Below are 11671 nucleotides of genomic sequence, written 5' to 3' on the forward strand. Positions count from 1 at the left end.
GGTTCAGCGGGTCAGGAGGCCTTGGCCTTCTGCGGCGCGGGCACCGTGGACGGCGCGGCGGCCGGGGCGGGCTTGGCGGCCTCGTAGAACTCCTCGCGCGGCGTCTCGATGGCGCCGAGCGAGACGACCTCGCGCTTGAGGAACATGCCCAGCGTCCAGTCGGCGAAGACCCGGATCTTGCGGTTCCAGGTCGGCATGGCCATGCCGTGGTAGCCGCGGTGCATGTACCAGGCGAGCCGGCCCTTGAGCTTGATCTTCACCTTGCCCATGACGATCATGGCGACGCCCTTGTGGACGCCCAGACCGGCGACCGCGCCCTTGTTGGCGTGGCTGTACTCGCTCTGCGGGAAGCCCCGCATGCCGGAGATGACGTTGTCGCCGAGGACCCGGGCCTGGCGCAGCGCGTGCTGGGCGTTGGGCGGGCACCAGGCGTTGGGGTTGCCGGCCTTGCGGCCGACCAGGTCCGGGACCTGCGCGTTGTCGCCGGCGGCCCAGATGTAGTCGGTGCCCTGCACCTGGAGGGTGGGGGCGCAGTCCACGTGGCCGCGCGGGCCGAGCGGCAGGCCGTAGCGGGCCAGCGCCGGGTTGGGCTTGACGCCGGCGGTCCACACGATGGTGTTGGAGTCGACCTCCAGGCCGTTCTTCAGCACCACGTGGCCGTCGACGCAGGAGTCCATGGAGGTGTTGAGGTAGACCTCGACGCCTCGGCCCTCCAGGTGCTCCTTGCCGTACTGGCCGAGCTTGGGGCCGACCTCGGGGAGGATCTTGTCGGCGGCGTCGACGAGGACGAACCGCATGTCCTCGCGCTTGACGTTCTTGTAGTACTTGGCCGCGTCGCGGGCCAGGTCCTCGACCTCACCGATGGTCTCCGCGCCGGCGAAGCCGCCGCCGACGAAGACGAAGGTCAGCGCCCGGCGGCGGACCTCCTCGTCGGTGGTGGAGTCGGCCTTGTCGAGCTGCTCGAGGACGTGGTTGCGCAGGCCGATGGCCTCCTCGATGCCCTTCATGCCGATGCCCTGCTCGGCGAGGCCGGGGATCGGGAAGGTGCGGGAGACCGCGCCGAGCGCGATCACCAGGTAGTCGAAGGGCAGCTCGTACGCCTCGCCGACCAGCGGGGAGACGGTGGCGACCTTGCGGTCCTGGTCGATGGTGGTGACGCGGCCGGTGAGGACCTCGGCCTTGGGCAGCACGCGTCGCAGCGGGACGACGACGTGCCGGGGCGAGATGCTGCCGGCGGCGGCTTCGGGGAGGAAGGGCTGGTACGTCATGTACGAGCGGGGGTCGACGACCGTGACGGTCGCCTCGCCGTAGCGCATCTTCTTCAGAATGCGGCGAGCTGCGTACAGGCCTACGTACCCTCCGCCTACTACGAGGATCCTGGGACGCTCCGTGGTGCTCATGCCATCGAGTATCCACCCGCCCCACACCCCCTGCTCGTGCGCCCCTTCACAAGCTTCTCGGGTACCTCTGCTACACTGCGCGGCTCGCGTGACCCAGGTCATGGTCCCGGGAGGGAACCGCGATCCCGATCGGGACGTTGCTCACCCCTCGTGAACTGCGGAAGCGAGCGCCCCGTAACGCTGAACCACCACCCCCGTTCACGCCTGCGAAACACAGCCGGACCGGGGTCGCGTGCCTGCGAAAGGGCCCCGACGGAAGGCCCGAAGGGCCCGGACGGCCCCTCGGACCCCCATCGGGGCCCAAATCCTTGTGAAGAACTTCACGAACTTTCCGGCCGGGCTGCCAGCGAGTGGGCGATCCCATCCAGGATGTCGTGCTCGGAGACCACCACCTCGGCCGCTCCGACCCGCTCCATGACGGCCTGGAGGACCAGCGCGCCGGCGGTGATGACGTCCACCCGGCCCGGGTGCATCACCGGGATCGCGGCCCGCTCGTCGTGCGTGGCGGCCAGCAGCCGGGCGGTGACCGCGTCCACCTGCGCGCGGCTGATCCGCGAGCGGTGGATGGCCGCCGAGTCGTAGGCGGGCAGCTCCAGCGCGATGCCGGCGACCGTGGTCACCGACCCGGCCAGCCCGACCAGCACGTCCGCCTCCCGCAGCGGCACCGTCCGCTCCGCCAGATCCAGTGCGGCGGCGACGTCGGCGCGGATCGCGGCCACCTCCGCCTCGGTGGGCGTCTGGCCGCTGACGTGCCGCTCGGTCAGCCGTACGCAGCCGACGTCCACCGAGCGGGCGGCGCGCACCCGCTCCCGGCCGACGACGAACTCCGTCGAGCCGCCGCCGATGTCCACCACCAGGTACTCGTCGGAGCCGGGCAGCTCCCGGGTGGCCCCGGCGAAGGAGAACTCCGCCTCCTGGTCGCCGCTGATCACCTCGGGCTCCACGCCCAGGATCTCCCGCACCCCGGCGGTGAACTCGTCGCGGTTCTCGGCGTCCCGGGAGGCGGAGGTGGCGGCGAAGCGCACCTGGTCCACGCCGTGCTCCGCTATGACCGCCGCGTACTGGCGGCAGGCCGCGAAGGTGCGCTCCAGCGCCTCGGGAGCGAGCCGGCCGGTGCGGTCCACGCCCTGGCCGAGCCGGACGATGGTCATCCGCCGGTCCAGGTCGACCGCCTCGCCGGTGGCCGGGTCGATGTCGGCGACCAGCAGCCGGATGGAGTTGGTGCCGCAGTCCACGGCGGCGACCCGGGTCACGCGGCACCGCCCTGGCAGCCCTCGCCCGGCGCGACGCACGGGCCCTTGGCCCACCACTCGGGCAGCATCGCGATGGCCTCGTCGCCCAGCGGGTTCACCCCGGGGCCGGCCGCCAGCGAGTGCCCCACCAGCACGTGCAGGCACTTGACCCGGTCCGGCATCCCACCGGCGCTGGGGAAGCCCTGGAGCACCTCGATGGCGTCGCGGCGGGCGATGTAGTCCTCGTGCGCGGCCCGGTAGGCGGCGGCCAGCTCCGGGTCGCCCGCCAGCCGCTCGGTCATCTCCTTCATCACCCCGTTGGCCTCCAGGGTGCCGATGGCGGAGGCGGCGCGCGGGCAGGTCAGGTAGTACGTCGTCGGGAACGGCGTGCCGTCGGGCAGCCGGGGCGCGGTCTCCACCACGTCCGGGTTGCCGCAGGGGCAGCGGTGCGCGATGGCCCGCAGGCCGCGCGGGGGGCGTCCGAGCTGCGCCTCGAAGGCGGCGATGTCCGCCTCGGTGGGCTCGGTGCGTTCGGTGGGCGGAGGGGGCGTTTCCATGCCTGCCTTGACTCTCTGTGTACTTCGGGGTGTGGCGGTGCTGCGGGTGCTGCTACCGCTCCGGCGAGCGGTCGGCGGTGTCGACGCCGTCGAAGAGGTTGGAGTACCAGGGGAGGTCGGCCGCGCCCCGGTCGCCCTGGCGCTCGGCGACCGCGTCGGGGTCGATCACCGTGTAGCCGGTCTCCCCGGGCAGCACGTAGTGCAGGTGCTCGCGGGCCAGCCTGCGCACATATGCGTCGTCCTGGAGCCGGGCCTTGTCGTCCCGGAGCTTCTCCACCCGGTCGGCCGCCTCGGCGGCGAGCCGCTGCTGCTCGGCGATCTCGCCGCGCTGGGAGACGTACTGCCGCATCGGGTAGGCGAGCGCCACCACCAGCGAGCAGACCACCAGCGCCAGGAAGGCGGCCCGGCCGGTCAGCCGGGAGCGGCGGTCCTGGCGGCGGGTCTGCGAGCGGTAGACGCGGGCGGCGGTCTGCTCACCGAGCAGCCGCAGCCTGGTCGCGGTCGAGAACCGGTCCCGGGCCATCCCTCGCGCCTCCCCTCGCCCCGCCGGGCGGCGTCCGCCCGGCACGTCACGCAACGTACGCAGTCCCCGGACACGGTACGGGACCGGGGCCGGGGACGTGCGGAAGGAGGCGGCGTGCGCCGCCCTGAGCGGGCGTCAGCCGGACCGCCCGCTCAGGGCGTCAGCCCTCGTGGCGACCGTGCGTGCTGGTCCGCGAGGCGACGGTGCTCGTCACTGCTGCGCGAAGCGACGGTGCTCGTCACTACTCCGCGAAGCGGAAGCGCGGGAACGCCGAGCGGCCGGCGTAGACCGCGGCGTCGTCGAGGATCTCCTCGATGCGCAGGAGCTGGTTGTACTTGGCGACGCGCTCGGAGCGGGCCGGGGCGCCGGTCTTGATCTGGCCGCAGTTGGTGGCGACGGCCAGGTCGGCGATGGTGACGTCCTCGGTCTCGCCGGAGCGGTGGGACATCATGCACTTGAAGCCGTTGCGCTGGGCCATCTCGACGGCGTCCAGGGTCTCGGTCAGCGAGCCGATCTGGTTGACCTTGACCAGCAGGGCGTTGGCGATGCCCTCCTCGATGCCGCGGCCCAGGCGCTCGGGGTTGGTGACGAACAGGTCGTCGCCGACGAGCTGCACCTTGGCGCCGAGCTTCTCGGTGATGGTCTTCCAGCCGGCCCAGTCGTCCTCGAACAGCGGGTCCTCGATGGAGACCAGCGGGTAGGCCTCGACCAGCTCGGCGTAGTACTCGGTCATCTCGGCGGCCGAGCGGGACTTGCCCTCGAACTCGTAGGAGCCGTCCTGGTAGAACTCCGAGGCGGCGACGTCCAGGGCGAGCGCGATGTCCTTGCCGGGCTCGTAGCCGGCCTTCTTGACGGCCTCCAGGATGAGGTCCAGGGCCTCCCGGTTGGAGCCGAGGTCCGGCGCGAAGCCGCCCTCGTCGCCCAGGCCGGTGGCCAGGCCCTTCTCCTTCAGCACCTTCTTCAGGGTGTGGTAGACCTCGGCGCCCCAGCGCAGGGCCTCGGAGAAGGACTCCGCGCCGATGGGCGCGATCATGAACTCCTGGATGTCCACGTTGGAGTCCGCGTGCGAGCCGCCGTTGAGGATGTTCATCATCGGCACCGGCAGCAGGTGCGCGTTGGGGCCGCCCAGGTAGCGGAACAGCGGCAGGTCGGACGCCTCGGAGGCGGCGTGCGCGACGGCGAGGGAGACGCCGAGGATGGCGTTGGCGCCGAGCGAGGACTTGTCCGGGGTGGCGTCCAGGTCGAACATCGCCTGGTCGATCAGGCGCTGCTCGGTGGCGTCGTAGCCGACGAGCTCCGGGCCGATCTGCTCGATGACGGCGAGCACGGCCTTCTCGACGCCCTTGCCGAGGTAGCGGCCGGTGTCACCGTCGCGCAGCTCCAGGGCCTCGAACGCGCCGGTGGACGCACCGGAGGGGACGGCGGCACGGCCGGTGCTGCCGTTGTCGAGGCCGACCTCGACCTCGACCGTGGGGTTGCCTCGGGAGTCCAGGATTTCCCGGGCTACGACGACGTCGATGGACGGCACGAGCATCTCCTTCTGGGATGTGACGCGAGGTGTGACGCGGTGTGCGGGGCCGGTGGGGCCCTGCGGCAAGAGCCTAACCGCCCGGGGGTCCGCCGCCCGCCGACGCCCCGGGCATGACGGACCCCGGCCCGGAGCAAGCCGGACCGGGGTCGCTACGCCGCCGGTGTCCGCGAAAAGCACCGGAGGCGCGTCGGTGGGCGGCCCCGAGCGGGGCCGCGGCCCCTGCGGCGGGGCCTCGCTGGCTCAGCTCAGGTGGAGCTGCTGGCCCGGGTAGATCAGGTCGGCGTCGGCGACGATGTCGTCGTTGAGGTCGAACAGCTTCTTCCAGCCGCCCTCGACCTTCTGGTCGCCGGCGATGGTGGAGAGCGTGTCGCCCGTCTTCACCTTGTACTCGCCGTCACCCTTCTCGACCTTCTTGCCGGTCGGGGTGGTGACCTTGCCGGAGGACTGCGAGCCGGACGGGGACTCCTGCTGCGGGGCGGCCTGCGGCGCGGTGCGCTGCTGGCTGCGGGTGGTCGGCTGCTCGGCCTTGCGCTCCTGCTGCTGCGGCTGGGCCTGCTGCTGGGGCCGGCTCTGCTCCTGCTGCTGCGGGGCGGACTCCTCGCCGCCGCCGCTCTGCTGGGAGGCGCCGGACAGGTTCACGCCGCAGCTCGGCCAGGCGCCCTTGCCCTGGCTGGCGAGCACCTTCTCGGCGACCTGGATCTGCTGCGACTTGGACGCCTGGTCGGCGCTGGAGGCGTAGCTGGTGCCGCCGTACGCCGCCCAGGTGGACGACGAGAACTGCAGACCGCCGTAGTAGCCGTTGCCGGTGTTGATGGACCAGTTGCCGCCGGACTCGCACTGGGCGACCTGGTCCCACTCCGAGGTGGTGGCGGCGGAGGCGCCGGTCGCGCCCATCAGCGGGGCGGCGACGGCGGCGCCGGTGATGCCGGCGAACGCGGCGAAACGGACGGCCTTGGACGGGCGACGGTGCTTGGCCTTGCCGGAAAACAGCATGGGTCATCTCCTCACCGACGCCTGCGAGGTGAGCTGTCGGGTTCGGGCGAGTGAGCTGCCCGGCCGCGCTGTCACGCGGCTTCACCCCAAGCCGGTCCGGTGGTCGTACGCGTGGTGTCGCCACTCGTACGGCGTCCGGGGCCGGCACTTACCTTGGGTCCCCCGCTCCTGCCTTCGGCGCTTGACGCGACGACTGTGCCCGACGGCCGGCGGCAGGATTCGGCGTTCCGGTCGGCGGGGCCCGCGGTGAGCAGGCGGTGACGACCGTAGACACAGACCCGGCCCGAGATCAAAAACGGACATCGAGGTCAATGCGCCCTTAACGGCCCGCTCGCTACGGGCATTCACGCTGGTAGCGGGCGCAATGGGCGTACCGGACGCCCGTTGTGCGCCAGTTGGGGCAAAGAGACTCATGTCTCACTCGCGCCCCACCGGCGCAGAACCGGACAAACGACTGCTTACTTCTCGGCCGGAGCCTCCGCCGGAACCTCTGCGTCCGGCCCCTGCGCCGCCTGCTGACCGTCCGTCAGCGCGAGGCTCTGTCCGGGCAGGATCAGGTCGGGGTCGGCGCCCACGGTGTCCTTGTTGGCCTCGTACAGGGCGCTCCAGCCCCCGTCCAGCGCGCGCTCCCGGGCGATGGCGGTGAGGTTGTCGCCGGGCTGCACGGTGTACGCGCCGGGGTCGGCGCTCGCCAGGCCGCGCTCGGTGCTCTCGCCGCGCGAGGGGTGCGCCGCGTCGGCGTCGCCCCGTCCGGCGGGGCCGTCCGCCGCGTCCTGGCCGCCCTCCGCCGCGTCGGATGCGGCCGGCGTGCGGCCGGCCGGCGGCGCCGGGTCGGCGGCCGGCTCCTGCTCCTCGCGGCCGGCCGGGGCGGCCGGGTCGGCGGAGGCGTCCGCGGCCGGCTTCTCCTCGGGCGCGGGCCGGCCCCGGTGCCGGCCGGTGCCGGCGGCGGACTCGGACTCCCGCGGGGCGGGGTCGGCGGACGCGGACGCGCCCTGGCCGTCCCGGCCGAAGGTGGGGGCGGAGTCGGCGGCGGCGGCCTCCTCCTCCGGGGCGGGCGCCGGGGAGGCCACGGCGTCCCGCTCGCCCTGCCGGGTCTCGGCGGACGGCGCGGACTCCGGCTCCGGGGCGGCCTCGGCGGACGGGGCGCCGGCTCCGGGCTGCTCCTGCCCGAGCCCGGCGATGGGGGCGCAGGTCTGCCAGGCGGCGGCGCCCCGGGCCGCGTACGCCCGCTCGGCGACCGCGATCTGCTGGGCGCGGCTGGCCAGGTCGGGCCGGGCCGCGTAGGACAGGCCGCCGTTGGACTCCCAGGTCTCCTGGGTCATCTGAAGTCCGCCGTAGAAGCCGTTGCCGAGGTCGGCGCTCCACATGCCGCCGGACTCGCACTCGGCGACCCGGTCCCAGGTGGCGGCGTCGGCGGCCGAGGCGGAGCCCGCGCCGAGCAGCGGGATGGCGATGGCGGATCCGGTCACCCCTGCCGCGACGACGATGGCGGGGGCTTGACGGGGTCGTCGGTGCCGACCGTTCCCGGAGCGCATGCGGTGCTGCCTTTCGCGTGACTGCTGAGGTGTCCGTGAAAGTAGCGGCATTCGAACGTCAGTCACAAGTCGATGCAGCGGAGATCACGCCAAGATCACAATGTTGACACGGCGTCAGCTCGCGGCATCTCCGACAAGTCGGTCGGCAGCGGTGAATTCGACCGGCAGGGTGCGCAGTCCGCGCATGATGAGGCCGCCACGCCAGCGCAGTTCGGCCGGATCGGCCGCGAGCCGGAGGTCGGGGAGCCGGGTGAGCAGGGTCGCCAGCGCGGTCTGGCCCTCCAACCGGGCCAGCGGCGCGCCCAGGCAGTAGTGGATGCCGTGTCCGTAGCCCAGGTGCTGGTTGTCCCGGCGGGCCAGGTCCAGGGTGTCCGGCCCGTCGAACCGCTCCGGGTCGCGGTCGGCGGCGGCCAGCACCACCAGGACCGGCTCCCCGGCGGCGATCCGCTGCCCGCCCAGGGTGAGCGGCTCGGTGGCGTACCGCCAGGTCGCCAGCTCCACCGGCCCGTCGTAGCGCAGCAGTTCCTCCACCCCGGTCTCCAGCAGGCCCCGCTCCCCGGCGGCCAGCGACTCCTGGAGCCGGGCCCGTTGAACGGGATGGCGCAGCAGTGCGTACATCCCGTTGCCGATGAGGTTCACGGTGGTCTCGAAACCCGCGAAGAGGAGGATGAACGCCATCGCCGCGGCCTCGTTCTCGGTGAGGTGCTCACCGTGGTCGGAGGCCCGGATCAGCCCGGAGATCAGGTCGGCCGGTTCCTGACCCGGTTCGGCGCGCTTGCGGCGGATCAGCTCGGCGAGATAGCCGCGCATCTTCTTCACCGACCGCGCCACCCCGCCGCGCGGGCCTCCCCCGTGGCGGATCATCATCCCGGCCCAGTCGCGGAAGTCGTCCTGGTCCTCGCGCGGGACGCCGAGCAGGTCGCAGATGGCGTAGATGGGCAGCGGGAAGGCGAACTCGTGGATCAGGTCGGCGCTGCCGCGCGCCGCGAAGCCGTCGATGAGGCGGTCGGTCAGCTCCTGCACCCGCGGCGCGAACTCCGCCACCCGGCGCGGGGTGAACGCCTTGGACACCAGCCGCCGCAGCCGGGTGTGGTCGGGCGGGTCGATGTTGAGCAGATGGGTCATCAGCTCGGCCTTGCGCTCCCCCGGGATGCCGGTGCGGCCCCGGGCGTGCGCCGGCTCGTCGTGGTGCGCCGGGTCCTTGCTCAGCCGCTGGTCCGCCAGCGCCTGCCGGGCGTCTCCGTAGCGGGTCACCAGCCACGCCTCCACCCCGCTGGGCAGCTTCGTGCGGTGCACCGGCGCGTGCTCCCGCAGCCAGGCGTACGCCGGGTAGGGGTCGGTGGCGAACTCCCAGGTGAACAGCTCAGGCGGGGCGGGGGTGCTCATCGGGCGCCGTCCCCGTCCTGGTCGTGCTCCTCGGCGTCCGCGCCGCCCCGTCCCGGCTCCCGGGCCGGGGGCAGGCCCTCGGCGGCGCGGATGGCGTCGCGGTAGGCACGGCCGGCGGCGCGCAGGGCCGCCTCGGGGTCCACGCCCTCGGCGTCGGCGCGCACGGCGAGGGCGAGCAGCTCGTAGCCGAGGCCCGCGCCGGCGGGCGGCGGGGCGTCGAGTCCGGCGGTACGGACCCGGCTCGCGAGCTTGGCGGCGAGCGCGAGGCCGGGCTGGCCGACGGGCACGCCGTCGGTGACCGAGGTGCGCTGCTTCTCCGCCGCCTTGGTGCGCAGCCAGTGCTCCTTGACCTGCTCCGGGGTCTCGGCGTGCGCGTCGCCGAAGACGTGCGGGTGGCGGTGGACGAGCTTGTCCACGATGGTCCCGGCCACGTCGTCCACCGAGAACGGCTCCTCGGCGTGCTCCTCGGCGATCCGGGCGTGGAAGACGACCTGGAGCAGCACGTCCCCCAGCTCCTCGCGCAGCTCTCCGCGGTCGCCGTCCTCGATGGCCTCGACCAGCTCGTACGCCTCCTCGACGGCGTACCTGGCCAGACCGGTGTGGGTCTGGCGGGAGGACCAGGGGCACGCGCGGCGGATGCGGTCCATCACCTCGACCAGGTCGAGGAGGCGCGCGCCCGGCAGGTCGTAGGAGCCGGGCAGCAGCTCCAGCTCGGGCATCGCCACCCGGCCGGAGCCGGCCAGCCGGGCCAGGCCGTCGGTCAGCGCCCGGTCGCCCTCGCCGGACGCCAGCACCACGACCACCGCGCCGCCCGCGCACGCCGCCACCACCTCCTCGGCGGACGGCGCACCGCCCTCCACGGCCACCCCCGCCTCGGCCAGGTACGGGAGCTGGGGGTGCTCGGGGGCGGCGCACAGCACCCGGTCGGCGCCGCGCAGCGTCTCCCAGGCGGGCCAGGACAGCAGTCCCGGCGCGACCCGGTGGCTCGCGGTGAGCAGCACGATGCGGCCGGGGGCGGACGGGGCGGGGGTGTCGGCGTTCACCCCTGAAACCTACAAGGGCGCGCGGGCGGGCTACATCTGCTCGGGCTGGGCGGGCTGCTGGGTGGTGACCTGGCGCAGCCAGGGCGCGCGGTAGTCGCCGAGCTGGATCTTCTGGTCGTCCCAGGCCCCGTAGCGCGGGTTGACGTCGATCCTCATCGCCTTGGACGCCTCGCCGAAGACCTGGGCGAGGCGCTGCTGGCCGGCCGGGTCGTTGCCGGCGCCGGTCTTCTCGGCGATCTTGCCCATGAGGACGTTGCGCCGGACCACGGCGTCGATCTCCCCGGGGGCCACGCCCTGCTGCTGGAGCAGCATGGCGGCGAGCTGCTTCTCGCCGCCGCTCTGCGCGGCGGCCGCCCGGCGGGTCTGCTGGATCTCCTTGCGGCTGGCGGTGACGCCCTGCTCGGCGGCGACCCGGTCCACCACCCGGTCGAAGATCATCCCGTTGAGCTTCTCGCGGTTCAGGTCGCCGGTGGCGCGGATCAGCTCCGCCGACTCGGGCGACGCCTGCTGCGCGTCGCGCACGTCGCGCACCTGGGCCTGGAGCGCGGAGACCTCGATGCGGTCGCCCCCGACGACGGCCGCGGCGCCCGGGTGGGCCTCGCCGCCGCAGGCGGCCAGCAGCGGGGCCGCGGCCAGGGCCGCGGCGGTGACGGAGAGGGCGGTGCGACGGCGGCGGTGCAAAGGAGCCTCCCGGCGTGGGTCGTGCGGCGGTGGAACGACCTTGCGGTGATCGATGGTATGCAGCGGACGGGGCGCGGGCCACCGTTTCGACACCACCGGTCCCGGGGGCCCCAGGCGTACCGCCGCGCCCGGTCCAACGAGCGAGGGGGCGCCGAGGGTGCTGCCCGGCAGCGGCCTCAGAAGCCGCGCATCTGCCGCTGCCGGTCCAGGCCGCGGCGCAGCTCGGCGGCCAGCGGGTGGTAGGGGCCGTAGGCGCGCTCGGTGTCGTAGAGGAGGTTCTGCAACTGCTGGTGCGCGGCGGTGTGGTCGCCCATGGCGAGCAGCAGGTGCCCGATGCGGTGGCGGATGTCGAAGGCGCGGGAGAGGTCCGCGCCGGGCGCCAGGGTGGTGGACTCGTGGTACGGCAGCAGGGCCCGGTACTCGGTGAGCGCGGCGGCGGTCTCGCCGAGCTGCTCCAGGCAGAGCGCGGCGTCGTAGCGGAACTGCAACGTCTGCGGGTCGCCGGGGCCGGCCTCGGCGGCCCGGTCGTCGGCGAGCCGGCGCAGCTCGGGCAGGGCGCGGCGGTACTGGCCGTCGTCCATCAGCGTCGTCGCGTACTGCTTGCGCAGGATGCGCACCACCGGGGAGCGCTCGCCGTGCTCGGCGGCGGCGGCCGGGAGGATGGAGCCGAGCAGGTCCACGGCCCGGGCGATGCTGCCCTCGCCGAGCAGCCGCTTGACCTCCTCCACCGCGGCGGCCACGTCGAGCCGGGCGGTGGGCGGCGCGGTCGGCGGGGCGATCGGCGGGGGCG

General features: G+C 73.7%; 10 protein-coding genes, 1 pseudogene and 1 riboswitch. All 11 genes and pseudogenes read right to left on the reverse strand.

Annotation, left to right across the window (positions count from 1 at the left end):
* Positions 1-11: 11 nt before the first annotated feature.
* Positions 12-1400 carry an NAD(P)/FAD-dependent oxidoreductase gene (locus tag C6N75_RS02785; protein WP_105867225.1) on the reverse strand — a complete coding sequence of 463 codons (1389 nt, stop codon included), beginning with the start codon at positions 1398-1400 and terminating at the stop codon, positions 12-14.
* Positions 1401-1720: 320 nt separating this feature from the next.
* Positions 1721-2653 carry a Ppx/GppA phosphatase family protein gene (locus tag C6N75_RS02790; RefSeq protein ID WP_105867226.1) on the reverse strand — a complete coding sequence of 311 codons (933 nt, stop codon included), beginning with the start codon at positions 2651-2653 and terminating at the stop codon, positions 1721-1723.
* Positions 2650-3189: a DUF501 domain-containing protein gene (locus tag C6N75_RS02795; protein ID WP_105867227.1), complete on the reverse strand. Its 540-nt coding sequence runs from the start codon at positions 3187-3189 to the stop codon at positions 2650-2652. The genes C6N75_RS02790 and C6N75_RS02795 overlap by 4 nt, the downstream gene beginning before the upstream one ends.
* A gap of 52 nt (positions 3190-3241) precedes the next feature.
* Positions 3242-3712 carry an FtsB family cell division protein gene (locus tag C6N75_RS02800; RefSeq protein ID WP_105867228.1) on the reverse strand — a complete coding sequence of 157 codons (471 nt, stop codon included), beginning with the start codon at positions 3710-3712 and terminating at the stop codon, positions 3242-3244.
* Between the two features lie 241 nt (positions 3713-3953).
* Positions 3954-5240: a phosphopyruvate hydratase gene (eno, locus tag C6N75_RS02805; protein WP_105867236.1), complete on the reverse strand. Its 1287-nt coding sequence runs from the start codon at positions 5238-5240 to the stop codon at positions 3954-3956.
* A 243-nt stretch (positions 5241-5483) separates the two neighbouring features.
* Positions 5484-6236 (reverse strand): LysM peptidoglycan-binding domain-containing protein, encoded by a 753-nt coding sequence (locus C6N75_RS02810; protein ID WP_105867229.1) that lies wholly within the window; start codon positions 6234-6236, stop codon positions 5484-5486.
* Between the two features lie 3 nt (positions 6237-6239).
* A riboswitch (cyclic di-AMP (ydaO/yuaA leader) is annotated at positions 6240-6426 on the reverse strand.
* A gap of 268 nt (positions 6427-6694) precedes the next feature.
* Positions 6695-7705: a LysM peptidoglycan-binding domain-containing protein gene (locus tag C6N75_RS32030; RefSeq protein ID WP_322888025.1), complete on the reverse strand. Its 1011-nt coding sequence runs from the start codon at positions 7703-7705 to the stop codon at positions 6695-6697.
* 180 nt (positions 7706-7885) lie between these two features.
* Positions 7886-9157 (reverse strand): cytochrome P450 family protein, encoded by a 1272-nt coding sequence (locus C6N75_RS02820; protein ID WP_105867231.1) that lies wholly within the window; start codon positions 9155-9157, stop codon positions 7886-7888.
* A complete protein-coding gene (locus tag C6N75_RS02825; RefSeq protein WP_105867232.1) occupies positions 9154-10200 on the reverse strand; it encodes a nucleoside triphosphate pyrophosphohydrolase in 1047 nt (348 codons plus the stop codon). The genes C6N75_RS02820 and C6N75_RS02825 overlap by 4 nt, the downstream gene beginning before the upstream one ends.
* 30 nt (positions 10201-10230) lie before the next feature.
* The gene (locus tag C6N75_RS02830) at positions 10231-10881 is read right to left on the reverse strand and encodes a SurA N-terminal domain-containing protein (protein ID WP_105867233.1); all 651 of its coding nucleotides are present in this window, start codon (positions 10879-10881) and stop codon (positions 10231-10233) included.
* A 176-nt stretch (positions 10882-11057) separates the two neighbouring features.
* Positions 11058-11671 (reverse strand): annotated as a pseudogene (locus C6N75_RS02835) (serine/threonine protein kinase); the annotation flags it as partial.

The sequence above is a fragment of the Streptomyces solincola genome, assembly GCF_002982015.1.
GTDB lineage: Bacteria > Actinomycetota > Actinomycetes > Streptomycetales > Streptomycetaceae > Streptomyces > Streptomyces solincola.

Coding starts and splice junctions, on each gene's coding strand:
- C6N75_RS02785 (WP_105867225.1), bottom strand. CDS start 1,400: ATGAGCACCACGGAGCGTCCCAGGATCCTCGTAGTAGGCGGAGGGTAC.
- C6N75_RS02795 (WP_105867227.1), bottom strand. CDS start 3,189: ATGGAAACGCCCCCTCCGCCCACCGAACGCACCGAGCCCACCGAGGCG.
- C6N75_RS02800 (WP_105867228.1), bottom strand. CDS start 3,712: ATGGCCCGGGACCGGTTCTCGACCGCGACCAGGCTGCGGCTGCTCGGT.
- C6N75_RS02810 (WP_105867229.1), bottom strand. CDS start 6,236: ATGCTGTTTTCCGGCAAGGCCAAGCACCGTCGCCCGTCCAAGGCCGTC.
- C6N75_RS02820 (WP_105867231.1), bottom strand. CDS start 9,157: ATGAGCACCCCCGCCCCGCCTGAGCTGTTCACCTGGGAGTTCGCCACC.